We start from the raw sequence: 25,273 nt of genomic DNA on the forward strand, positions 1-25,273 counted from the left end.
TGAGTAATTTTTAAAAGGAATTACTCACCGAATCACTGTTGTTTATTAAAACTTTGCACCAAGTGCTTGTCGCTCATTTGATGCAGACGCCAATTTTACTGATCCCGGTTCATCATTGTAAATGTGCGGACCGGCAGCGTTATTATAAAAAGATTCAATCTTTCCCGAATTGTAGAAATTACAATAATCAACCAGAATATGATCCGTTCTATATTCCTGAAACTGTATAGAACGACCGCCCTGTCCGGAATTGGAGAAACTGGAATTGGTGATTTTCGCCTGCTGTACGCCAATCAATTTCACCACCGCGCCTTGTTCTCTGTTTTCAACTTCGTTAAAACTGCAATAATCGATGCTGACAAATGGCCCTAAGGTGCTTTCGTCATTTCCTCCACGGTAAACGTTGATGGCGCTTCCCAGTAAATTTGTAAACAGGCAATTGGTAATGTTCACAAATTCAGCATTGTAAATGCCTTTGTCGTCTTTTTCTGAAGACAGGTTGATGCCTGTGCCAGAAAGGTGGTGGAAAATTGAGTTGCTCACCACTAAACTATCTGCTAATGTCCCTTTTGCGCCCGCAATGGCACTCTGTGAACTTTCATTGAAATCGTAAAACTCACAGCCATCTACATTTAAATAATAGGACTGGTTCATAGGGGATTCCGAAGATTTAATCCCTGCATCCACACCTCCATAACTTTCCAGTGTTCCTTTAAATGCGATGTTTTTAACGGTCAGGCGACCGCCATTCTCTATGGTCAAAAACGCAGGCAGGCTATTGAAACTTGCATTCACGAGAGTAGGTCTTTTATGCAGGTTTTTAGCCGCCATAATTACCAGTGCTTTGCTGATTTGAATTGGCTCCTTCATTTTATAATAACCGGTGTCCATCAATACAATGGTATCACCGGATAAGGCCTGCAGACTGAGCTGTTTAAAGTTTTCAGACTGAGCACTCCTCAGCTGAAAACTTTTGGCTTTGCGGGCAGTAGTTTTTACTGCTGGCTGAAACCATACTGCACCAGTATTTTTCGCCTCAATAAAGGAGAGCTGCTTCAGGTCTGCTCCGTATTTGGCATCGTAAGGCAGTTCATACCCTTTTATACGCAGGTATTTTGGTTTTATTTTATGGAAACCTGCAGGTGGATTTTCAGTGTTTTTTCCGCGAAGGTTGGCCCCTTCGATAAGTCCATTGTCGGTGATTTTGATCCCATTATCATCATTTAAATTCTCATAAATGCTGGAATCTTTGCTTAAAACCAGGTTGTTTCTGAACGCCACTTCCTGCGGGGAAAGTGTCCTTTCCGCATCTTTTCCTGCGCCAAAGAGAAAGGGTGTACAATCGACAAAGGTGTTTTTTTCTACTGTCACATCTTTCACCTGGTAATATCGGTTGATTAAAGAATTGGGAACACCGTTCATGATGCTCAAAGGCGCTCTGAATTGTTTCCCTTTAAGCTGGAAGAATACATTGTTGAACACTTTGTGACCGGGGTTAATGATCCGGACTCCACCTGTAAATGGTTTGTTGTTCCCATTGAAGAAATTGCTTTCTACCGTGTTATTTGAGCCATGTCTTAATACCATTCCGCCTTCGCTTTCAAAAAAGGTGTTAAAACTCACCTTGTTTTCTCCGGATTTAATGGAAATAATTTCCACTTCTCCATTGCAGCGTTCAAAGAAATTATGGCTGATGGTGGTTCTGGAAGGAGTGAGGGAATACCTGGAGACACCTACACGGATGGTTTCGGCACCATTAGAGCCGAAGCGTGGTCGGCCGTTGAAATAATTGCTGTCAATGCGATGGTAATTCTGCTGACTTCTTTCATCGTCCAGCTCCACAATAATCACCGGTCCGGAATTCAGCTTGTCGACAAATGTAGAATGATCTATCCGGTTGTTTTTCCCATAAAATATCACCCAGGTATCTGTTTTGAAGCGTTCCGGCTGACTATAATTTTCAATCACCACGCCGGTCACCCGACAATGGTTGGCCAGATTTTTACTGTCTGCCCTAAAAGAAATTACCGCTCTTTTAGGGGTAAAACCTTGGTTAAAATGCAGGTTTTTTACCGTCAAATATTCACCTGCCAATTGGAGGTAAGAACTGCCTGTCAGCAGCACTCCACCTGGGCTTTCCGCCATAATCACAATAGGTTTCTGGGCGGTTCCCTTGCCATCGAGGTTTAAAGCAGCATCTTTCCATGTGCCATTTTTCAGTACAATGGTATCACCGGGTTTTGCCTTTTGAACTGCTTTTCGAAGCTGTTCCGCATTGTCGACTATTATTCCCGCACAGGAATTCATCGCATAAAACATCAGGGAAAGGAATAGGAATTTTTTCATCATTTAGAAACTAAGATGTCAAATTTTATAGTTGATAATGCGGCTGTTGCAGCGATGTTAACCTCTTTTACTCTAAGGAGTTGGTTGGTGTAATTTAAACCGTCAGCTTTAGGTACCCGAATCCAAATTAAATAGGCAGTGCTCAGGTTGAATATGGCCGTGGATTGATTGGCCACAATGGCGTCAAATTTTGCTGTATTGCCTGCCGGAACAGGAATCCCGTTAAAGAACGCATCACTGAGCTCTGTAATTAAGTTGGCATTATATGCCGCGTAAACCTGATCTATTGCTGCGGTACCCGGCACTAATACCCGGAACTTCGTAGCCTTTAAATCAGCGACGTTTGGCTCCCAGATCAGACTGCCGCATTTGAAGTTTTTGGAGATGGTACTGGTATTCGCAGGACTGTAAAGCGTATAGACAAAAGTACTGGTGCAGTAGCCTACAAAATCTATTTTTTGCTCCTGTCCATTTACGTTGCAGCTGCCAAATGCTGTACCTGTTTCACCTGTGAAAAAGCTGCTGGCAGATGGGATGGCTGCGGTGCCATTCGCCATCATTTCAATGCCTTTAAAACTGTTGTAACTCAGTAATGGCAGGTTAATAATCGAACTGGCAGACAGCCCGTAAAGATCCGTAATGACCACCTTTACGCGGGACGCATTTTTACGATAGGTGTAGGTATAATTCAATTCATAGGTTTTCTCCCGGTTGGGTAAGTCGATCTTTTCAACAAGGGCATCAATCCCTTGATAGTCGTCATAAATAGCGATTTCCTTAATCCCATTTTCTGAAGCAGCGGTTCCCGTGATGCGGATTTTTCCACTTTCATCCGGTAGTAATTTCGTTGGGATATTTTTTAAGGTGGGCATCGGCGGACTAAAAGAGGTTACTTTGACAAAACCTTCAGAAGTTCCGTTGTTTAGATCCCTGATCATTAACTTGATCCCCTGTACCTTTTCAAGGTTTGCGGAAGCATAGTTTATCGTAGGGATCACGAAATGAAAACTGGTTTGGTTCATTGCTTCCTGCGGATTGCTATAGACCAGGGAATCGGTCTTGCCTGAACGAACAAGATAACCGTAGATCTGCTTAATTCCAGTACCAGAACTGATGTCGCCATTGACTGCTTCATCTGGTGTAACCGCCTTTATAGCCATGTTATAGCTGAATTCTTTCGCAGTCACTACAGCCGTACCTTTTCCTGCTACCTGATCTTTTTTGCAGGCCGGGAATACGGAAATACAAAGGACCAGTAACGTTAATTTTAGCATCTGTTTCATTTGATTACAATTTTTAATAGCCATCATTTTGATTTTAGTAACCCTCATTTTGAGTGATTTTAAGCTGATCATTGCTGTCGATTTCCTTTTGTGGAATCGGCAGTAACATTCGGCTTTGTACCACATTACTTTGCAACTGAGCGAGTGTGATCGCTGGAACGATGTTCTTGTAATGCGTAGGGAATTCTGCTGAAAAATGTGCTTTTATAATTTCTATAGCCTGTCCACTGCGCAACAGGTCAAAGAAACGCTGGTTTTCAAAGGCAAATTCCAATCGTCTCTCGTTGAAAAGTGCGGCTAAAAACTTCGTGTTATCGGTTATTGCAGCCGCCTGACCGCCATCTGTCGGGTATTTATAAAAACCAGTCGAGAAATCACCTGTGGTAAAATCTACCGCGCCTGAACGTGCCCTAACCTGGTTAATCAGGCCAACAGCAGTCCCGGAAGGGCCATCAAAACCGATCGCTTCTGCTTTCATTAACAGCACATCAGAAAAACGGATCACTGGAAAATCGTTCTCTGCATCATTTTTCACAAGTACTGGAGAGATGAATTTCTTCACATATAATTTCGCGCCATATTTGCCAATCGCCAGGTCTTTTCTTTGATCTACCGGAGCACTGGCTAATATTTTATACTGTCCATCCAACTCTGTTGTTGGAAAATTATAGCCCAATCCATCGCCATTGATCACTGCACTGCCGCTGGAAGTTGGGGCAAAGGAATTACCCATGCTGTTACCCAGTCCAAATCCACCAGCTTTAAACCTTACTGAAAACAGAATTTCTTTATTCATTTCATTGTTGATGGAAAACACATCAGCGAAGGAGTTCAGTAAACCATGACCGCTGTTCTGGATGACATCATCCAGTAGGGGCAAGGCCAGATTTTTCTGATTTAAAGTCAGATAGACTTTTGCCAGCAGTGCTTTTGCCGCCCAGCTGGTCGCTCTGCCACGATCCGCATCGGAAATGGCCGGATACGCAGCCTGAGCCATCAAATCTTTTGCTTTAGCAAGATCGGCCACAATCAGCTGGTAACATTGCTGAACCGGAGTTCTATTGAGCTGTTTAGATTGTTTGGGATCTACCGGTGTGGTCACTAAAAATACCTCTCCGTACAGCCTCACCAGGTTAAAGTAATGGTAAGCTCTTAAAAACAAGGCTTCTCCGGCTAGTTGGTTTTTCTGGGCTTCCGTCATTTTTGCCGTTCCTTCTCCAATTTGAATACCGCCGTTTTCATACGATACACCCAGACTTTTCAGTACATAATTGATGGAGCGGATGTTTTTATAAGTATGCAGCCAGTACCTGTAAACCTTATCATGGGAAGAGTTTAAAGTGAACATGTCCAGTTCATTGAATTCTACATTGATGGAAGCCGAACTATTGGGCACCCCTTGTTTTGTATTGTCGCTTCTCAATTCCGTGAGCATCCATTCGGTTTCTAATGGCAATTGCAGGCCATTATAACTCCCGGTGAGTCCAACTTTCGTTTCGTCATAATTGGTGTAGAAAGTTTCCACCCCCAAATTAGAGATGGGATCAATATCAATTATTTTTTTGCAGCCTCCTGTGAAAAAAGCAAGGGCAACAAAGGGCAGTAGATATTTTAAGTGTTTCATGGTCAGTTTTTTAATTGGGTTATACCTAGAAATTAACATCTAATCCAAAAGTGTAAGTTCTGGCAATTGGGAATGCCCCGCGCTGGTAGCCGCTCACCAATGGGGAAGCATAAGCTGAACTGGTGGTTCTGGCTTCCGGGTTAATTCCCCTATAGCTTTTTCCCATTAGGTACAGTACATTATCAATAGAACTGTAGAGTCTTACACCGTTTACACCCAGTTTTTTAGCGATTTTATTAGGCAGGGCATAACCAATGATGATGTTTCGTAAAGCGGCATAAGAAGCATCTTCGATCACATAATCTGTGAGCAGCCAGTTTTCGCCATTGGTATAATAAGGAGTCTTGCCGTCGCCAGGATAGGCTGCGCTGATCCAGCGGTTTTCAGTAAAGTTCTTATTGTATTTTCTGGACTCATTATAGTTGGCATCGCCATTAATGACGCTTCCACCTTGTACGCCCTGGATCATAATGTTCAGGTCAAAACCTTTGTATTTAAAGGCGTTGTTGATGCCCCAGGTAAAATCTGGAAAAGGACTGCCAATGATGACCCGGTCGTTCACATCAATTTTCTGGTCGCCATTGACGTCTACATATTTTAAACCTCCGGCAGCGAAATATTTGGAAAGGGTAGAGGTTTGTCCGCTGGCTTTAGCGACATTGATTTCTTCCTGAGAAGTCCAGATGCCATCAGTTTTATAACCGAAAAACTGAATGGCTGGTCTGCCTACGATTGCGGCATAGATTTCATTGCGCTCGCCATAATTGTACTGGAAAGGCTCGCCGCCCAGTTCCAGCAATTTGTTTCTGTTTCCTGCAATGTTAAAGCTGGTGGTCCAGCTGAAGTTTTTATTTTTGATCGTATTGGCGCTGAATTCTAACTCCAGACCTTGATTTCTGATCTTTCCGGCATTGTTAATGTATTCAAATGATCCGCTGAAAGACTGTGTGGATTGTTTATACAGCAGGCGGTCGGTCACTGCATTATAATACTCTAAAGTAAGCGAAAACCGGTCTTGAAAGAAGCCAAAGTCGATCCCTGAATTGAACTCAAAGGTTCTTTCCCAGGTGATGTCTGGATTTGCTAGAACATCGCTATTTGGAGATAGGCCTAAACCTACCGATCCGGTGCCTGAACCAAATGAATAATTACCTGGATACAGGAGGTTCACGAAAGAGAAACTTGGGATGTTGTTGTTCCCTGTGGCACCATAACTGGCCCTTAATTTCAGGTTACTTACCCAGTTTACATTTTTCATGAAGTCCTCTTTTCCGATGCCCCAACCTGCAGAAACCGCCGGAAATGAACCGTATTTCTGTCCTTTAGCAAAATAAGAGCTGCCATCCGTTCTGAAACTGGCAGAAAACAGGTATTTGTTTTTATAATCGTAAGTCATCCTGCCCAGGTAGGAAATTAAACCCACGCGGTCTTCCAGGGTTTTCGTTAGTGCCTGATCAATTTGTCCGGCCTGATTTAAAGTCTTAAAGTTGTCTGTCGGGAAGTTTCTGCCCACGAGGTTACTTTCCTTGATTTTAGTTTGCTGAGTGGTATAACCTAGCAATCCGGTGAAATGGTGATTGCCTTTTGTTAAGGTATAGTTCAGGGTATTCTCCCATAAAAAATCCAGGTATTGTTTGTTGTAAATGGTCGCTTCGTTTACATCTCCATCTTTACGGGCATTGGATAAAGTAAAGGTGGAGTTCTCCTGATTGGTGTAATATCCACCTACAGAAGTCTTGAAGATCAGTCCTTTTAAAATGTTGATACTTAGGTCTCCACCGCCAAGCATCCTATAGTTTTCCTGCGACCTGTTTTCTCTTCCGGCAATCGAGGCTGGTGTATTGTTGCTGGTGGCAAAAGGTTCCACCGGGCCGTTGCTGTTCCAGGTAGTTCCATCTGGCATCAGGCCGGAATAATTCAGGCCATTAAAGTGTCTTGCCTGTACAAAATCCCCGGCATTCACATTTGCCCATTGTGAGTTTTGCTGCACATAGGCTGCGGTAAAATCATCATGGTACACAGGCAGGAAAGAGCCAAACCTAAAGTAATCGGTAAAATTAACGGCTGGCCGCTGTGTTTTGATATAGGAAGGGTTGAAGTTAAAACTGAAGGTGACTTTCTTGCTGAGCGCACCATCTACTTTTGCTTTTACGTTTAATCGGGTATTTTCACTGTATTTCAATACTGCTTCGTCTTTTTGTCCGCTGGCAGACAAATAGTATTTCAGGTCTTTTTTACCACCGGAAATACCCAGCTGAATATTTTTAATTGCTGCCTCCTGGAGCGCTTCCCGCTGCCAGTCGGTAGGGCCGCCTGCAATTTGATTTTCAATCACATATGCGGCTCTTTCTGCAGGGGTAATTAGGTTTTTTAAATTAGCAGGTACTGTCGGATCATTTTCCCGTAAAGCGGCATCTGCAAAAAGCTGATTGGTATACTCGGTCACAGTCATGATCGGGTTCAGCTCGTAAGGCTTTTTAAAGCCGTAATAAGTTTTAAAAGTGTATCTGGGTTTATCAGAAACGCCACTTTTAGTGGTAATTAATATCACACCATTTGCTGCTCTGGAGCCATAAATCGCACTGGAAGCCGCATCTTTCAGCACTTCGATGGATTCTACATCCTGTGGGTTCACGAAAGAAAGCCCATCAGGAACGGGATATCCATCTACCACCACCAGCGGCTGAGCACCTGCACTGATGGAGCTGAATCCTCTCACCCTGACTACAGGATCTGCGCCAACTTCTGAGCTTACATTCTGGATGGTTACTCCGGCAATTTTCCCGATCAGGGCATTGTCTAGCCTGGAAGTAGGAATCTCATCCAGGTTGTCATTTTTCAATTTGCTGACTGCCCCGGTCACGGAAGATTTCTTCTGGCTTCCATAACCGATCACGACTACCTCATCCATGACGTTCTTAATTTCATGAAGTGTGATGGTGATGTTTTCCGCCTTTGTCACAGGATGGGCCTGTGGCTGGTAACCGACGTAGTTAAAGACCAGCAATTTTCCGGTTTCCACAGTAATGGTAAATTCACCTTTGGGATTGGTCATGGTGCCCTGTTTCCCGTCTTTTACCTTTACTGAGGCACCTGGCAAGGTTTCTCCCGTTTCAGTTTTTACTACACCCTGAACCTTTACTTTTGTTTGCGCAAGAGCAGTATTCATAAACAGCAGGCAAGTAAATATTACTGCAAGCGGAATGGATTGCAAATAAAATTTTTTCATATTAGTTTCTATTTGGTTAGAAGGTCAGTTGCTGATGTCTACCTGAGTTTGGGCTGGTAGAAAACTGCGAGTATGGTCAGCAAATTAAATTGCTGACCATTTCATATTTAGGAGAAGAATAAACCTCCGTTAATGTCAATATTTGTTCCGGTGATATAGCTGGAATCATCAGAAGCAAGGTAAATGATCAGGTCTGCTACTTCTTTAGATTCTCCTTCACGTTTGATCAGGGTGGCTTTAGCGACATTCACCCGCACTTCAGGCTTGCTAAAAGTATCATGGAAAGTGGTGGCAATCATACCTGGTAAAACGGCATTCACACGAATCCCACTTGCGCCTAACTCTTTAGCAAGGGCGCGTGTATAGGTCATCACACCGCCTTTTGCAGTGGCATAGGCACTGGCACCCGGGCCACCGCCATCTCTACCGGCAAGGGAAGATAAATTGATGATCGAAGAACCGGCAGGCATCGCAGGAATAGTTGCTTTACACATCAGGAATACACTTTTCAAGTTGAGGTCCATCACTTTATCCCAGAATTCTTCATCCAATTCTGCCGTTGTTTTTCTCGCTACCATTCCACCGGCAACATTTACCAGAATATTGATTTCTTCACCAAATGCCTGTTTGGTCTGCTCCACAAGATTCAGGGTTTCGGAAGATTTGGTGACATCGGCTTTCACGATAATGGCTGTTCCGCCTGCTTCTTGTATCAGTTTAAGGGTTTCTTCTGCATTCTCGACACTGCCATGGTAGTTGATCACTACTTTGGCTCCTTGTGCAGCTAAGCCGATCGAAACTGCTCTACCTATATCTCTTGATCCACCAGTTACAATTGCTACTTTATTTTTTAGACGCATAATTAATTTATTTATGAAATGATTATTTTTTTTGAGGTGATGTATTTAATACAAATCCAGGTAATTGGCACGAGTACAGCGGCCAGTACAAAGAAGGATTCATAGCTTGTTTTTGTAATAATGGGCACTGCCCAGGTGGTTAATAAAGTACCGGCAACGGCTGCTGTTCCGCCCATTCCAGCTACTGTACCTACATTCTTTCCATGGAAATAATCGCTGGGCAGGGTTTGGATGTTGCCGATCAGAAATTGAAATCCGAATAGGGTAGCACCAATCAGCAGCATGGCCAGTGTTGGGTTTTCTTTGAGTGTAGCCAGGAAATAGACGATGGCAATCAAAGCACTGATCATAATGGCACAGCCGATGGCAATGGCATCTTTTCGGGCTTTTACCGCGTTCACGCCGCTTTTGATGCGCCATGAAGAATAATAACCGCCCATCAAACTGCCTACTGCGGCGAATAAATAAGGCAGCCAGGTAAAGGCACCGATCTGCTTGATGTCGAACATAAACTGCTCCTTTAAGAAGGTTGGCAGCCAGGTGACAAAAAGCCACCAGACCGGGTCAATGAAAAACCGGCCCATCAGGATTCCCCAGGTATTCCTGAACTTCAATAATTCTTTCCAGGTTAAGACAGGAGCGAGCTCCGTTGCTACTGCCGCATTGCTGTCTTCATCCAGGATATAAACCCTTTCTTTCTCCGTAATCCAGCTGTGTTTATCCGGGGTGGCTTTGTTGATAAACCACCATGGAATCACCCAGATCAGGCCCAGTGCGCCAATCAGCACGAAAGTAGTTTTCCAGCCGAAAGCCAGGTAGAGCAGGGCAATAATCGGTGCAGAGATCACGGATCCCATGGCCGCGCCCGCACCAAAAATCCCCTGTGCAATTGCACGTTCTTTTACGGGAAACCATTCCGCATTGCTTTTTGTAGCCCCCGGCCAGTTTCCAGCTTCACTAAATCCCAGCATGAAGCGGAAGATGTTAAAGGAAAACAGGGTTCTTGCAAAAGCATGTAAAGCGATGGAAACGCTCCAGCTCAGGATAGAAATGGTCATTCCCAACCTTGTGCCCAGGGCATCCATCATTTTCCCGGTAAATGTTTGCCCAAGCGCATACGCAATCATGAAAAAAGTAGTGATTAATGCGAGTGCATTTTTATTGTCTTCATCGGCAATTCCGAAGTCTTTATAGATGTAAGGCCATAAAATATTAATGGCACTTCTATCGATATAATTGATTACCGTTGCAAGGGCAATCAGCGCTATAATGTACCATCTTAATCCTTTGATCTTCATTTCTTAATCTAATTTTGGAGTATGTTTAAATTCCTAAGCTCTTCAGGAAGTCCATTATCTTTGTATCGACCATGCTGTTGTCTTCTTTAGGGAATTTGCCATGCAGACCACCTTTCACAATTATCAATTCGCTTTTTACGCCCATTTTGTCAAACTGCTCTTTTAAAGCAATGGATTGCTGATAAGGGACAATAGGATCTGCATCACCATGTACAATAAAGGTGGGTGGACTAGTTTTTTTAACCTGATATAAAGGAGATACTGATTTGGTAAAAGCGTCATCTTTGGCTTTTGCGCCCAGCCAGCTGGTGGCTGATTTACTGGTTTTAATCGGTCCATAAGCCCAATCCCAGACATCAGTAATTCCGTATTTGTCAATAATGGCGGCTACTTTAACTGGTGCAGCTGACTTACAATTGGTGTCAAATACCGGGTTGTTTTCCAGTAGTCCAGCCATTAAAGCCAAGTGACCACCAGCGGAACCGCCCATGATGACGATCTTATTCGGATCGATGTTTAGCTTTTTCGCATTGTTGATGATGTAAATTAAGGCACATCTGGTATCTTCAATAGCTGCCGGAGCTGTGGCAACGCCAGTTAGCCGATATTCAATATTGGCCACTGCATAACCATTTTTAAAGAAACGGCTAAAGCCTGTTTGAGATTCTTTAGTGCCTTTATTCCAGCCACCTCCGTGTACATTGATCACCACTGGGCTAGGGGCTTTGCTCATGTCTGGTAAATAAAGATCCAGCTTGCCTTCCCAATCGCCAACTTTGGTATAAACGACATTCAGCTGTTCTGTAAATCCATTAGGATATTGAACTTTTTTAGGCTCAATTTCTTGCGAATAGCTCATGAAATTTAGGCATAGCAGTCCACATAATATGAATATTGCTTTCATAATTTATTGATTTTAAGTAAGTTGATTTATTTTATTATTTCAGAAAATCTTCCCGATGTGGGGTAAAAACATCTATTAATATTCCGGGTTCAATACAGGTACATCCATGTATTTCATGAGGAGGTACATAATATCCATCACCTTTTCTGATGATGCGCACATTTTCACCAATGGTCATTTCGAAAACACCACTGTCTACGTAAGTGACCTGCGTATGGTGATGTTCGTGTAACACCCCAACAGCCCCTGCTTCAAATCTTGCTTTTACCAGCATGATCCTGTCATCGTAACCATAAACTTTCCTGGCCACACCATTCCCCAGGTCCTCCCAGGTGGTTTCTTCTTCAATCTGAAATAAATTACTTTGTATCATCTGCATTTGTTAGTTGTATATAATTGTTCTTATCCTGGTAGTTGATCTGATAATGGTAAACCTTCCCTTTCACTCTAAATGAAACCAGTACTTTTTGCGCATCGGCACTGTCAACCTTCAAGTCGCTGACCACACTCTTGGAGCCGACCGTAGTTTCGCTGACTGGATTTGTTTGTCCATGGGCTTCGGTTATGGTAAAGAATACTTGATTGCTGGCTTGTTTTTGAGAAAGTAAAAATGCTTTGCTTTCTACCAGATTCATCTCCGGATCATTGGCTCCCAGGGAAAGCAGTTTTACCTGAATAGGGGAGTCTGTGGCAAAATGTGTAGTATAAAAGCGTTTGTTGTTGAGGATACTAATATATCCTCCGGTTTCGGGTACATTTTGTTCCGCATTCAGCCAGATATGTTCGTAGCCATATTTGCTGCCCAGTGTTTTTAAATTGTTGGTATAGGCATTGATTTTAAAAGAAGCATCGATTAAATTCCCTTTGTACCAAAATGGAAGGTCATATTGGTGAGGTGTTGAAGATGAGGCCTGAAAAATGTCCAATAAGAGTGGTTTGCTTAATGCCGGTACTTTGATCAGTGCTGAAGTCCGTTTCATGCTGACTCCCGGGTAGGCGTTTTCTTCCATTGCACTGACCACCTGCTGGTTCTTTTGATCATTAAAGAAAAGTTTAACCGCAGGATGCTCCTGTGCGATCTGCCAGTTTCCTTTAAAATTAGCAGTCTGATCCACTACCAGGGTATTGTGGGCGATGGTTTGTTTTGCCCAGCTTGTATTTTCAGGAAGGTAATCACCGCCTTTTTTAGCTTCAATATTCATGAATCGTACGGAGCCATAATCAGGGAAAACCTCCACGTTATTGTCGTAATATAAGATGTTCAAGCGGTCAAAATGTCCATGTCCCATTCCCTGGGAAGCGGCTTTTAGCAATAGACATTGCTGGTCGCTGTTTTTACCATACCTTAAAATCCCTAAACCGCCATCCTGGCCATTCGCGCCATCGCCAATCCATTGTGATTCGTATACAAAAGGTTTTGTTTTATTCTCATGTAGCGCAGCAGCTATTTTCAAACCTGCATCTGAAACGACTACCTGACCTTGTTTTTGAGCGATGTCTAGTAATTCGGGCTGTGCTTTAATGTCAGCGTAAGCAATATCAACCCCATATACCAGTTCTGGTGATTCATAAGTTTTGTCTTTAATGGCATCATTAATTGGAAAGAAGACACCATTAGTATAGGTGAGCTGCAGCGAGGTATTGATGGCTTTTGCAAGCAGCTGATTGCGGTATTCAAAGATGCGCAGTTCCGGTTGGTAATTGTTGATCGCCTTTGCAAAAATAACAAATGGCAATAATGCGTATCGTTGGTAATAAGGGCCTTCGGTATAATATCCATCTGGAGAAAATAATTGATCTACCTGTGCTAAGTAACCGGTTTTTCCGTCTTTTTTAGATCCCTTAATCGCCATTTGTACGTATTCAGGGATGTTCAATACATATCCGGTCATCCCTACAGTAGCAATATCCCAGGTGCCATGGTTGTGGATTTTATCGAAAGTCTCTTTACAATCGACGGTGAAAAACGTCATCATTGGTTTGAAAAGATGTTTTTCAATCGTTGCTCTGTCTTTCGCAGAAATCGCTTCATAAGCCAGGTCATAGCCTTGAATGGTATATACCTGCCAGACAAAATCGTTTAAACTCTGCCAGAATATTTTGCCGCCCTGGTGTCCTTGTTTACGTTTAGGGTGGAGTGGCCATTGCTCATACGATGCGGCGTATTTCAATAATATATTGCGGATGTAATCGGCGTATTTTTTTTCCGCGGAAATTTGGTAGGCGATCCCGCAATTCAAGATGTGGGTATAGTTCTTTTTATGCTGTTCATGTGTGTAACCGCCTCCGGCATCTGCGGGATCCGGGACTACTATTGGCTGACTTAAAGCCAGATCAGCATCAGATTTAACCACTGCATAGGAGCTTTTTAAAATAGGATAGGTCGAAACTCCTTTCCTGATTGCAGGTACATTTCCTTTGGTCATCATGAGACCAGGATGCACCTGGGCGACCGAAGGCAATGAAAAATATAGACACAAGGATCCTAATACTAACTTTTTAAAGCAGTTCATAATATGAATTAAAGAAAAGATTGGTCCTGATCAATCAGGAGAAGAATCAAATCATAGGTTTAAATTTTCTGAATTAGTTTTTGCGCAGCAAATCCTGCTCTGCTGATCTGGAACATATCATCAAGATGTGCGGCAACCGCATTTTCTGCAGCATCAATATCCTGGTCTTCGATGGCTTTAAAAATTAAGCGGTGCTCATTTTTTGCCTGAATGCCACGATTTTCACCGCATATCTTATTTTCTACTATGTTTTTAATGAGGTCTGGAATAAGGATCAGAATCATAGATTCTATGACTGGGTTTTTAGTGGCCCTTGCAATTTTAATGTGGAAGATCATGTCTTCTTCTACCGCATTTTGCCCGCTGTCAATTTTAGATTCATAATCGATCATTGCTTCCTTCAGACTGATCAGGTCTTGTTCTGTTCTTCTTTCGGCAGCCAGTTTTACCGCATCAAGCTCTAAGTAATAGCGGGCTTCGAGCAGGGCATTGAAATCATCTTTATTGAATTTTATAATATCAGTAATGATATTGTCCAATACTTTGATGCTTAATCCAGCTACATAGGTACCACTTTGAGGATTGGTGCGTAATAAACCATAGAACTCTAGTTTTAAGATGGCTTCTCTCACATAGCTTCTGCCCACGCCAAATTTTTCGGCCAGCATTCGTTCAGCAGGTAGCCTGTCGCCAGGTTGTAATTGTCCGGAAGTAATCAGAAGTTTCAGCTGACCAATAATTTTGTCAACAGGCGATTCTATCTCGATTGATTTAATCGTTTCAATAAAAGCTTTCATACGTTATATTTGGTTTACCAATTAATTGGTAAACCAAATATATAAAACATAATTACATTAGCAAAATATTCATCCTTTTTATTTCCCGAGCTTTTGAATGCTGAAATCATTGAAACGGATTTCTTCATCTCTTAAATAGCTTTTGTTATTTAAACTCCTGTATAAGCCCCATTTAGGTCTGCAGAAGCTGGTTCCCTGGCGCCAAAGATTCAGGTCTTCTTTTTTAAAATTGAGCAATTCCTGCTGGTCAGCAAGCCTGGTGACCCTGAGCTCATAGCTGCCATGTTCAGAAAATTTAACGGTCTCCGTAAATTCAACCCATTGCCCTTCGAAATCTTTAAGGGATACTTCATGTAGTTTTCCCAGACTGCTTTGGTCATCGCCACCGCCATTGTGAATGATCTCTAATTTATTGCCTGCTTTTTTATTTCTGGCCGTTAGGGTGATGATGGGCATATCTGCATCACCATCGCCTGGTTTAATTTGGTGCAGGTGAGAAAATGAAGGGGAGGCCTGGAAGTTTTTATCCAGTTTCATCTTCCATTTATAAGTAAAGGTGTTGTTCAATGCAGCAATCAGGGAATCCGGTGATTTATCATAGGTTTTAATTTCTATGCGCTGACGGTCTGTTTTTGGGGTACAGCGGTCGTTATCCGGACTCACATGCAGGGAAAATACAAATACATCAGCATTGAGGTCTTTGTCAAAAACTTGCCGGATGTGTTTTCCGAAAGTTAAATGGCCACAGTCTGGGACTTCCACCACATCCCCGGTACCTCCAAAAACTTTGTTGATCAGCGTATATGTGTCTGTTTTACCATCAGCAGTTAAGGTGGCAGCAGGACTTAAAACGGCAGCGGTCTCTTTTTTAATCGGGGGAGTCTGGGCTATATTCTTTTTACAGGCCAGGCTCAGGTAGCAAAACGCAACTAGGGCTAGGAGGGATAGGTTCAATTTCATATTATATATATTTGGTTAACCAAATATATATAATATGAAATGGGGTTTTAATTAAATCTCCTATTCTATTTATCGATCTCATTTAGTTTAGTGATCATATTCAGTTTTGCGTTTCCAGAAGGTCATAGGGAGGGAACTGCTTAGCCTGAACTGCCTGTGCTATTGTTAATTTTCTTTATAGTATTTCTTATTGGTGTAAATGGCTTTAAAAAATAGCTTATAAGATTTAATTCCTTAAATTTATGTAAATGCGTTTGAGTGATTAACTAACCTCTATCAATATGAAGTATCTTTTCTCTTTTGTTTTTGTAGCATTTCTTTTGATTCAAAAGGAAGCTTTAGCTTGTACACGTGTGGTGTATAAGGGTCCAAATGGCATGGTGCTCACTGCACGAAGTATGGATTGGAAAGACGAAATCTCCGCCAATTTATGGGTATTTCCGAGAGGAATTGCCCGCACTGGAGAAGTGGGTCCGCAGTCTTTAAAATGGACTTCCAGGTATGGCAGTGTCATTTCCAGCGCCTGGGACATTGCCACAGTTGACGGTTTAAATGAAAAAGGACTAGTGGCCAATGTATTGTGGCTGGTAGAGTCCAGTTATCCGAAATTTGAACCTGAGGGTAAAAAGAAGGGGATCAGTATTTCGGCCTGGGCACAATATGTACTGGATAATTTTGCCAGTGTAAACGAAGCAGTAACTGCATTAAAGGATGAACCTTTTGTGGTGGTCAGCGATTATGTGCCTGGTACTAAGAAATTCACCACGCTTCATTTGTCCATCTCTGATGCTTCCGGTGATAATGCCATATTTGAATATATCAATGGAAAATTGGTGATTCATCATGATGCTGCTTATACGGTAATGACAAATTCACCGATATTCAACGAGCAGTTGGCCTTAGATAAATATTGGGCAGGTATCCCTGGAACCATTATGCTGCCGGGTACCAATCGTGCTGCGGATCGTTTTGTAAGGGCTTCTTATTATATCAAGGCGATTCCACAAACGGATGATGTCAGAATTGCAGTGGCGAGTGTATTTAGTGTGATCCGGAATTGTTCTGTTCCTTTTGGCATCAGTTCAGAAGCTGAACCGAATATTTCTTCCACCCGATGGAGATCTGTGGCAGATCAAAAGAACAAAGTCTATTATTTTGAAAATGTACTGACGCCTGGAACTTTTTGGGTAGACCTGAATCAATTTGATTTAAAGGAAGGAGCGAAGTCTATGAAATTGACCTTGAATAAAGGGGTGGCTTTAAATGGATTGTCAAATCGGGATTTTAAAGCGGCAGAACCTTTTAAGTTTTTAGGAATCTAATCTTCTCAAAGATTCCTGTTTTCTTCAAGAATACGCTATAAACTAGCGTATTCTTCAGCTATAGTCCGATTTTATTGAGGCGATAACGGAGTGATACCAAGCCGGTTTCATAAGTTTTGCTTTCCAAAAGCGTAAGCTCATGAGGGACATCCTGCAGCCGGAATAAGGGCTTGCCGCCCTAACGAGCTTTACCATTAGATTGATCATTGTATTTTTTTATTAAAAAAAGAAGTTTATTAACTTAGCATTGCTGATTTTAAAAGCAATTATTGAGAATTTATAACTTAACGCTCTTATGGAAAATTACCAGACTCCAGGTGTCTACATCGTAGATAATGTTTTTTCTAACTCCGTAGTGGAAGTTGAAACCGCTATCCCTGCATTTATTGGCTATACTTTCAAAGCAGAAAGAGATGGCAAATCCCTCCTCCGGGTACCTACAAAAATTGATTCCTTTGCCGAATATGTGGAAAGTTTCGGTGCTGCCTTTAAGCCTAAATTTACGGTAACCAAGGAGGTTCCTAAACCTGCTCCATCAAAAGGACAACTGAATGCTGATGAACCTCGTAAAGAGAAAAGAATACAGAAAGTTCAGCTTGGGAAGCAGAATTATCTGCTGTCTTACGCAGATGATCATGAACTTTATTTTTATAATAGCATTCGATTATTTTATGCAAATGGCGGTGGTTCTTGTGTGATTTTGTCGGTCGGGACTTATGGTGATCCTGAAGGTACAAATGGAGAAACCTTGCCAAAAAAAGTTCTAGAGACAGATTTTATGGCTGCTAAAGATCAGGAGGGTCCTTTAGATATCCTTAAAAAGGACCATGAATCTACGCTGATTGTGATACCAGATATCATTGCCCTCGGAAAGAAAGCTTACCCGATTTATAGAACTGTATTGGCGCATTGTGCCGAAACACAGCGTCGTTTTGGGGTGTTTGATTTGAGAAATCACCAGCCTGATGAGCAACCTGATCAGGTGGCTGAGGAGTTCAGAGCAGATATTGATATTAATTTTTTAAACTATGGAGCGGCCTATTACCCATGGCTTCAGACTTCGATTGTGGATGAAAATGAGCTGACTTTTGAAAACTTTTCTGACGACCTGAGTTCGGTATTTGAACCGATGCTAAAAGAGATTTCTGATCAATATGAGGAGCAGAAAATAAAACTTCAGGTTACCATAGATTCCTTGTCCCGGTCAATATCTTTAAATTCAAAAGGGGAAAATGCGAAGCTTGAACAAGAAGTTTCGGAGAAAATTATGGCTTTAAATCAAGCTAAGGTCGTCTTTTCTGATCTTAAGAAGCAGTATCATTTGAAGTTGAAATCTTCCAGCCCCTATTACCGTTTCCTATTGGAGCAGGGAAGAATGCTTTTCAATGAATTACCACCAAGCGCGGCCATAGTAGGTTTATATGCCATGGTGGATCATACGCGCGGGGTATGGAAAGCTCCGGCTAATTTATCCCTCAATAGCGTGAACAGTCCAACGGTGATCATGACCAGCGAAGCTCAGGAAAGCTTTAATATAGATGCCCTTTCTGGTAAATCTATCAATGTGATCCGTCGATTCCAGGGTCTTGGAACATTGGTATGGGGAGCGAGAACCTTAGATGGAAACAGTCAGGACTGGAAATACATTCAAGTGAGGAGGACCTTGATGATGATCGAGCAGTCTATAAAAGCTGCAGCGAAATCATATGTTTTTGAACCAAACGACAACAATACCTGGATAACAGTGAAGTCTGTGGTCAATAATTTTTTAACCAATCTTTGGAAGCAAGGTGCTTTGGCGGGAGCAAGTCCGGAACAGGCTTTTGAGGTACAGATCGGGCTTGGCTCTACGATGACTGCAACAGATATTCTGGACGGTAAGATGATCATTACGGTTAAAGTGGCTATTGTAAGACCTGCTGAGTTTATCATCCTCACTTTCCTGCAGCAAATGCAGCCATCTTAATTCGGGAATTATTTCAGAGCTATACAATTGGGTTGTTTAGCTCCATGCATTTGGTTATTTTAGATTTCCGTGCAATTGCTGAATTCATGTAACTTATGGAATATAATGATTTGAATAAAATGAAATTTACTAAAATACTCTTCGCAGCTTCGCTATTGTTATCTATGGAGCTGAGTGCCCAGAAAATAGCCACTATTGTTAGTGATACGTACAATAAGAAGCTCGATCAAACCACCCTGGTTTTAATTCCATACGGCAATGTTACTTTTCAAGGTAAATGGAAAAAGTTCCGCAGTGATGAATCCAGTAAGCAATATTTTTTTAGAGATCAGGATTCAACTGTACTGTCCATTGCTAAAGTCCCTCAAAAAGATTATCCATTTTATGAACAAGGATTAGATGACAAGTCATTTCCTTTGGCCATTTACAATTGGGAAAAGGACTACATGACAAAATATGGAAAGGTTCAGCCAAAGCTGATCACTGATCAATCAGATCAGGGCTATGTTCTTTGGCAAGTGGAGGCGAAAGATGTGCATACCATTCTATTAAATGGGAGTAGAAATGAGTATGCCTACAACTTTTCCATCTCTTCAAAAAAATGGTCGGATGAGAGGAAGATCGGATTTCTTACTGAAATCTTTAAACAGAATTAATATCGTTCTTAGCGAAAATATATAAATTAGGCTAATCAATGTGTAATGGTGAAGGATCACCAGATACGAAGTTAAACCTCTCAAAATTATAAAAATTATGATAACAGTGAATCAAGTTATCCCTTGTCCGGTATGTAAAGGGGATATTCCATTTGATGCGAGACAGTTAATTCTGGGCGTGAAATTTAGCTGCCCAACTTGCGGCGCAGGTATTGGTCTGGCAGTAGACAGTAGATCTCATGTAGATCAGGCTAAGCAAAAGTTTCAAATGGTTAAGGACTTTAACAAGAAGTAGATTCCGCCGACAGCGGAGAGGCCGCCAAAACTATCATTTTCACCCTGATGCCATAAGATCCCATTCATATGAGTTTTGGATCTTATGGTATTTTAATAATTTACAATTAGTTTGGCAATCTCTTCCGGTGTAAGAATTGCGTCTGGGCTATCACCGGATATAATTGCCTCAGGCATATATGGAAACTCAGCTGTTTTAGGATCTTGCACAATTACCAGACCGTGGTGTTTATGTATTTCTTGCGCACCTAAAAGACCATCATTCCCTGCACCGGATAATATAATACAAATTGCCTTATTTTTTGCGTCAAGGGCCGCCGAGGAAAGAAAAATATCTATGGCTTTATTGATAATCTCATTCGGTTTGCGTTCCCGCAGTAATAAACAACCATCCTTAACGGTCATGATCTTGTTTTCAGGCAGCAGATAAATGCGGTCGGGTTTAAGGTGTTCACCTTGTTCTGCCTTCTTAACACACATAGACGTAAACTTTGCAAGGATCGTATTAAGGTTGCTTTTGTGACTTGCAAAAAGATGAGGAACAAAAACAATAAAGGCATGTTTATGTGATGGTAGTTTGGAAATAATCTCGATGACCGGCCGAAGACCTCCGGCTGAAGCACCTATTGTAATCAGTGAGTAAGGGTATTCCATGATCAATCATTTAAGTTTATGAAATATTGTCAATCATACAGCTGTTTAAGCCAGTACTTCCAAGTGTAATTCTCATAGATCGGTAGTTTATGCTTTTCCAAAGGTACTGCTTGTGGATAGATTTTCGGTGTTCAGGATCATTGTTCAGCATGATCTTAAGCATGGTTCTGTAATTCACATCATGACAGGTGCAATTTTCTGTTTTTAAGTATAAATCGCAGCTGTGATGAGTATCATTTGGCATGTTGACAGTGGTCACTTGAAAGACCGCGCGTAACACAGAAATTTAGGTAACTGTAAAATCAATTTAAACTAAAATTATAGCCATGGAAAATGATTTTGAAATTCAAAAAAATGTAATGGAGGAAATAGGATGGGAACCTGCTTTAAAACCCTCAGAAATTGGCGTAGCGGTTAAGAATGGGGTAGTCACACTTTCGGGACAGGTAGATTCTTTTTTTAAAAAACAAACAGCTGAAAAAGCAGCGAAACGGGTTAAAGGTGTCAAAGCGATTGCCGAAGACATACAAATTGGAGTTTCTCCTTCCTACGAACGTTCCGATGCAGATATTGCCGCCGCCGTTGTGAATGCATTAAAATGGCATAGTGATTTGGATGGTGAAAAAATAATTGCGAGAGTGGAGGATAGAATTGTTCGATTGGAAGGAGAAGTGGAATGGGATTACCAAAGGAAAAATGCTAAGACCGCTGTTGAGAATTTAACAGGTGTCATTGCGGTTATTAATTTAATCCGCGTAAAGCCAAAGCTTGCCTCTACTAATATTGAAAAACAAATCATTGCAGCTTTCCAAAGAAATGCAGCGCTTGATGCAAAAAAGATCACCGTAAATGTTGAGGGAAATAAAGTGATACTCACTGGAACTGTACGTTCATTTACTGAAAAAGATGACGCGGAAAATGCTGCCTGGTCTGCACCTGGAGTATTGGATGTCGATAGCCGACTTCGGTTAGATGCACCTGAATATGCTTTTTATGAGTAATGAATATTGAGCAATCTGAAAATTTAAAATTTTAAACTTTAATTATATCAATTATGACAACTCTAGTAAAATCAACTAATTTTCCATCCTTACGTTCAGCGATGGAAGATTTTTTCAACACGGATTTTTTTAACAAACCGTTTATGTCTACTGAATTTCTTCCAGCAGTAAATATTCGCGATGAAGAGGATAGTTATGAACTCGAAATGTCTGCTCCGGGCTTTAAAAAAGAAGATTTCAAAATTACTTCAGAAGATGGGCTACTGACGATTAGTGCGGAAACCAGCACTGAACACAAAGAGGAAAAAAAGAACTATACGAGAAAAGAGTTCTCCAGTTCTTCTTTTTCAAGGAGTTTTAGTCTTCCAGATAATATTGAAGAAGAAGATGTGAAAGCAAAATATAAAGATGGATTGTTGAAGCTCAGTTTTAAAAAGTCGTTTAAAACGCTACACAATAAAAAGCAGATCAGTATCGAGTAAATGATCTAGTAAAAAATGAAAATGCTGGACTAACCAACCTGCATTTTCATTTTAAGAATGTATCCTACATCGGAAGGATTAAGTTGCACATCAATTAAATGAAATGAAAACTATTCTGATTCCTACAGATTTCTCGGAACCTGCACAAAATGCAGCGTATTACGCTTTGCAGCTAAATAAGGTTTTATCATGTAATTTAACTTTATGTCATGCGTTTATTATTCCTTCAGCTCTGGCAATTCCACAGGTTGCCTGGCCCTTGTACGAGTATGCTGCGATGCAAGAGTCGACAATTAAGCAATTGGATTTGTTTGCCGATCAGCTTAAAGTCCTTTTTAAAAATGACCCGGATACTAAATCTTCCCTGCCGCCTGAAATATCTTGTGAAAGTGAGGTGGGAACCGTTTCAGATTTGATACACAAATTGGTTAAGGAAGTTCGTGAAACCATGGTGGTGATGGGAATGTCTGGAATGGGGGAGGTGACCAGGTTTTTCCTTGGAAGTATCAGTCATCATTTAATTAATCATGCGCAAGTGCCAATTCTGCTGATTCCTGCTGAACTGAAATTCGCTCCTATAAAAAGAATTGCGTTTGCTACAGATTTTAGTCATAAGGACATAGAAGTTATCCGATCTCTTACAGGTTTAGCGGCTAGGTTCGATGCGGATTTAGTGATTACGAATGTCAAGGATGAATGGGTCGACGAAAAGGAACATCATCAAAAAGAGCATTTATTTCTGGATAATTTGATTAAGGAAATTAATTATTCAAAGATCTATATTAAGCACATTACAGAGATTGATATTGATGATGGACTTCAGCTTTTGAGTACCGAATTTAAAATTAATATGGTGGTTATGGTGCATAAAAAAGCTGGGATGCTCCATCGTTTTTTGGTAGGGAGTCACACCCAGACTTTGGCAAAACACATTAAGATCCCATTGTTGGTCATTCCGGAAAATTTACACCCAATTTTTTAGCCGCTTTTGATCATGATAATAAAAGCACTTTGATAAAGTTTTAAACTTAAACCAATGCAAACACTAACTAAACTTTCTCCAAAGGCTTTAGCCTATTACATCAATGCCAGGCGATGGAAAGCTCACCTGGATTTTTTTAATGTGGAAGTGGTTTTTCTCAATAGAATAATGGAAGAACACTTTTTACAACTGTCAGCTAAGGAGCATAAAAAAATAATAATTCCATTGGGGAGTAAACTCTCAGTATTGATGAATGAAAAATACCAGGTAGAAGGGTTGCTGGACCAGCAGCTCAACAAACTGGAGCTATTGGCAGAAGACCTGCTGAAGGAAAATCCAGAAGATTTGGCAACAAAGCAGGCTTATTTAGAATATCATGTGATTGATCTGATCCATGAATACCGATTGATTAAAAGCGGTTTATATCATATTGTGGGAGTCCTGTTAGATGAACGCAAGCTATTACAGTGCTAAAGTTTGAAATTGAAGAAAAAAATGCCGGGTAAATTCATTCCGACATTTTCTTCCAATTTTTCGTTATGCTTTTTTATGATGTTCCATATGTGACTTATGGAAGTTGCCTTTTGCATCTATACACTCGTCATTTTTAAGCATCATTTCTTTACCATCTTTCATCTTTACCATTCCATCAGGCATAATTTTATCGCCATTTTTTAGGGTAACCTCTTTTTCCATCAGCATTTCTTTATTTGCCATGGAATGATACATTTTTCCATCTTTCATCACATAACAGGTCATGCTCTTATTTTGAACTGTTTTTTTTTGCATCGGTTTAGTGACTTGTGCATTTACCGATGTCATGGCGAATATCACCACAAGTAGAATCAATAGCTTTTTCATAACTTTTTATTTAAAGGTCGTTAAAAGCCGATTTGGATGCAATGACAGTCATCATTGGACGGGGTGATGGTGATCAAGAGCTGAAAAAAATGGGCTTGAGTTTTTCTCCACACAACTGACAGCGTAGAGGTACAGTGCCGCCGACCAGGTTTGCCAGTCTTGTCCCATTGGCTGGCCTGTTTGTGCCTTATACCATTCATTGAATCCATATTTTAACTCTTTATTCCTTGAAATGCTGATCAGCTCCGTAAGCGCATATAATTTCTCTTTGGCCAATTTATACTTTCCGGCGGTCACAAGTGCTGCAATATGAAGGGCAGAAATAAATGGCCAGATGCCACCGTTATGATAATCTCCAGGCTGGTTAAAAATGGCATAACGTGTTTTCCAATCTGCATCCTCAGGCTGTATAAAGGGAAAGAAATTGGGTGCCAGATTAACGGCTAATGCTCCTTTTATTTTCAATTCTTCGCATTCTTCTTCTATCCAGCAGATCATCTTTTTGGCCCTGGCAGCGGAAGCCAATCCAGAAAGAATAGCGATACTGTTTCCCAGTAGGTCAAATCTTTCACTGCTATAAATTTTATAAGACCAAAGTGCGTAGTAGGGTTTCTTTTTTACAACCATTCCTTCATGAAGATGATGTGGATTGGTCATTGAGGTAATTGTAAAATGCTGCATTGCTTTCTTCAGCTGGGCCGCCCGTACCTGCTGATTTAGTACCTGCAGATAGCTGTATACAATCGTATTCACATATAATCCAAAACCCAATACCCATTGCTCATCGCGCCAGTCGCTGGTGGGTTGCTGTGCGACGAGGTATTCATCTGAAGGGCTTTGGTATTCCATCCAGGTCAGTGATTTTTGTACGGCCTCTTCGAGAAAGGTATGGTCTCCACTAAATGTTCTAAACATGCCGACTGCCAATAGAAACAAGGGTGTGGTGTCACTTGCGCCACGATTCTTCGGATCGTGCACCATAGAAGGAATGTGTCCTTTATCAGACTGATTCATTGAAAGTACTTCCAGCGTTCTTTTAATTGAAGCAATGAGTACTTGATTCCCAGAAACCAGTATTCCTGGGACCGATAACATTAAATCTCTTGTATAGGGTTCTGGATATCCCCAGGCTGCAGTTCGGGGAAGTCCATGAAATGGGCCTTTAATATTATGGAGCAGCACTTCTATTGCCCCTTGTTTTGCATTTTCTATAACTTGCCAGTTTTTTATTTTCATCACAG

At 41.3% G+C, this 25,273-nt stretch carries 22 protein-coding genes; 8 read left to right on the forward strand and 14 right to left on the reverse strand.

The annotated features are described in order from the left end of the window. Nucleotides 1-45: 45 nt before the first annotated feature. From K7X70_RS22160 to K7X70_RS22210, 11 genes are all read right to left on the reverse strand, one after another. On the reverse strand, nucleotides 46-2,346 hold the full coding sequence (locus tag K7X70_RS22160; RefSeq protein WP_222539095.1) for a polysaccharide lyase 6 family protein: 2,301 nt from the start codon (nucleotides 2,344-2,346) through the stop codon (nucleotides 46-48). Then, complete coding sequence (locus K7X70_RS22165) at nucleotides 2,346-3,629, reverse strand: hypothetical protein (protein ID WP_222539096.1); 1,284 nt, start codon at nucleotides 3,627-3,629, stop codon at nucleotides 2,346-2,348. The genes K7X70_RS22160 and K7X70_RS22165 overlap by 1 nt, the downstream gene beginning before the upstream one ends. Before the next feature lie 34 nt (nucleotides 3,630-3,663). Beyond that, complete coding sequence (locus K7X70_RS22170) at nucleotides 3,664-5,253, reverse strand: RagB/SusD family nutrient uptake outer membrane protein (protein WP_222539097.1); 1,590 nt, start codon at nucleotides 5,251-5,253, stop codon at nucleotides 3,664-3,666. Nucleotides 5,254-5,278: 25 nt separating this feature from the next. Next, entirely contained in the window at nucleotides 5,279-8,482 is a 3,204-nt protein-coding gene (locus K7X70_RS22175) for a SusC/RagA family TonB-linked outer membrane protein (protein ID WP_222539098.1), read from the reverse strand. A gap of 107 nt (nucleotides 8,483-8,589) precedes the next feature. Then, nucleotides 8,590-9,342: an SDR family NAD(P)-dependent oxidoreductase gene (locus tag K7X70_RS22180; protein WP_222539099.1), complete on the reverse strand. Its 753-nt coding sequence runs from the start codon at nucleotides 9,340-9,342 to the stop codon at nucleotides 8,590-8,592. A gap of 11 nt (nucleotides 9,343-9,353) precedes the next feature. Then, complete coding sequence (locus K7X70_RS22185) at nucleotides 9,354-10,640, reverse strand: MFS transporter (protein WP_222539100.1); 1,287 nt, start codon at nucleotides 10,638-10,640, stop codon at nucleotides 9,354-9,356. A gap of 25 nt (nucleotides 10,641-10,665) precedes the next feature. Beyond that, complete coding sequence (locus K7X70_RS22190) at nucleotides 10,666-11,499, reverse strand: alpha/beta hydrolase (RefSeq protein ID WP_255607565.1); 834 nt, start codon at nucleotides 11,497-11,499, stop codon at nucleotides 10,666-10,668. A gap of 79 nt (nucleotides 11,500-11,578) precedes the next feature. Continuing rightward, complete coding sequence (locus K7X70_RS22195) at nucleotides 11,579-11,923, reverse strand: cupin domain-containing protein (protein ID WP_438268968.1); 345 nt, start codon at nucleotides 11,921-11,923, stop codon at nucleotides 11,579-11,581. Continuing rightward, entirely contained in the window at nucleotides 11,904-13,973 is a 2,070-nt protein-coding gene (locus K7X70_RS22200) for a heparinase II/III domain-containing protein (protein ID WP_255607567.1), read from the reverse strand. Before K7X70_RS22200 ends, K7X70_RS22195 begins: the two co-directional genes overlap by 20 nt. Before the next feature lie 143 nt (nucleotides 13,974-14,116). After that, nucleotides 14,117-14,854, reverse strand: a complete 738-nt coding sequence (locus K7X70_RS22205) for a FadR/GntR family transcriptional regulator (RefSeq protein ID WP_222539103.1) — start codon at nucleotides 14,852-14,854, stop codon at nucleotides 14,117-14,119. Nucleotides 14,855-14,932: 78 nt separating this feature from the next. Then, nucleotides 14,933-15,814, reverse strand: coding sequence for a heparin lyase I family protein (locus K7X70_RS22210; RefSeq protein WP_255607568.1), 882 nt, complete (start codon nucleotides 15,812-15,814; stop codon nucleotides 14,933-14,935). A 281-nt stretch (nucleotides 15,815-16,095) separates the two neighbouring features. Between K7X70_RS22210 and K7X70_RS22215 the strand changes: the two genes are divergently transcribed. The 4 genes from K7X70_RS22215 (at nucleotide 16,096) to K7X70_RS22230 (ending at nucleotide 20,053) form a co-directional block, all read left to right on the forward strand. Then, nucleotides 16,096-17,136 carry a linear amide C-N hydrolase gene (locus K7X70_RS22215; protein WP_222539104.1) on the forward strand — a complete coding sequence of 347 codons (1,041 nt, stop codon included), beginning with the start codon at nucleotides 16,096-16,098 and terminating at the stop codon, nucleotides 17,134-17,136. Between the two features lie 295 nt (nucleotides 17,137-17,431). Beyond that, entirely contained in the window at nucleotides 17,432-19,102 is a 1,671-nt protein-coding gene (locus K7X70_RS22220; RefSeq protein ID WP_222539105.1) for a phage tail sheath family protein, read from the forward strand. 119 nt (nucleotides 19,103-19,221) lie between these two features. Next, on the forward strand, nucleotides 19,222-19,758 hold the full coding sequence (locus tag K7X70_RS22225; protein ID WP_222539106.1) for a serpin family protein: 537 nt from the start codon (nucleotides 19,222-19,224) through the stop codon (nucleotides 19,756-19,758). 97 nt (nucleotides 19,759-19,855) lie between these two features. Further along, nucleotides 19,856-20,053 (forward strand): hypothetical protein, encoded by a 198-nt coding sequence (locus tag K7X70_RS22230; protein WP_222539107.1) that lies wholly within the window; start codon nucleotides 19,856-19,858, stop codon nucleotides 20,051-20,053. Nucleotides 20,054-20,145: 92 nt separating this feature from the next. On the opposite strand, the gene K7X70_RS22235 is transcribed toward K7X70_RS22230, so the two are convergent. Continuing rightward, complete coding sequence (locus K7X70_RS22235; protein WP_222539108.1) at nucleotides 20,146-20,706, reverse strand: chemotaxis protein CheB; 561 nt, start codon at nucleotides 20,704-20,706, stop codon at nucleotides 20,146-20,148. A gap of 326 nt (nucleotides 20,707-21,032) precedes the next feature. Here K7X70_RS22235 and K7X70_RS22240 point away from each other — a divergent pair, with 326 nt between their 5' ends. The 4 genes from K7X70_RS22240 (at nucleotide 21,033) to K7X70_RS22255 (ending at nucleotide 23,645) form a co-directional block, all read left to right on the forward strand. Continuing rightward, entirely contained in the window at nucleotides 21,033-21,707 is a 675-nt protein-coding gene (locus K7X70_RS22240) for a BON domain-containing protein (protein ID WP_222539109.1), read from the forward strand. Between the two features lie 53 nt (nucleotides 21,708-21,760). Then, the gene (locus K7X70_RS22245) at nucleotides 21,761-22,189 is read left to right on the forward strand and encodes an Hsp20/alpha crystallin family protein (protein ID WP_255607569.1); all 429 of its coding nucleotides are present in this window, start codon (nucleotides 21,761-21,763) and stop codon (nucleotides 22,187-22,189) included. 103 nt (nucleotides 22,190-22,292) lie between these two features. Then, nucleotides 22,293-23,171 (forward strand): universal stress protein, encoded by an 879-nt coding sequence (locus K7X70_RS22250; protein ID WP_222539110.1) that lies wholly within the window; start codon nucleotides 22,293-22,295, stop codon nucleotides 23,169-23,171. Nucleotides 23,172-23,225: 54 nt separating this feature from the next. Continuing rightward, nucleotides 23,226-23,645, forward strand: a complete 420-nt coding sequence (locus tag K7X70_RS22255; RefSeq protein WP_222539111.1) for a hypothetical protein — start codon at nucleotides 23,226-23,228, stop codon at nucleotides 23,643-23,645. A gap of 63 nt (nucleotides 23,646-23,708) precedes the next feature. On the opposite strand, the gene K7X70_RS22260 is transcribed toward K7X70_RS22255, so the two are convergent. After that, complete coding sequence (locus K7X70_RS22260; protein WP_222539112.1) at nucleotides 23,709-24,032, reverse strand: DUF6799 domain-containing protein; 324 nt, start codon at nucleotides 24,030-24,032, stop codon at nucleotides 23,709-23,711. Nucleotides 24,033-24,083: 51 nt separating this feature from the next. Then, nucleotides 24,084-25,268 (reverse strand): glycoside hydrolase 100 family protein, encoded by a 1,185-nt coding sequence (locus K7X70_RS22265; protein ID WP_222539113.1) that lies wholly within the window; start codon nucleotides 25,266-25,268, stop codon nucleotides 24,084-24,086. Between the last annotated feature and the right edge of the window lie 5 nt (nucleotides 25,269-25,273).

Origin of the sequence: Pedobacter polysacchareus (genome assembly GCF_019802255.1) — a bacterium.
Taxonomy (GTDB): domain Bacteria; phylum Bacteroidota; class Bacteroidia; order Sphingobacteriales; family Sphingobacteriaceae; genus Pedobacter; species Pedobacter polysacchareus.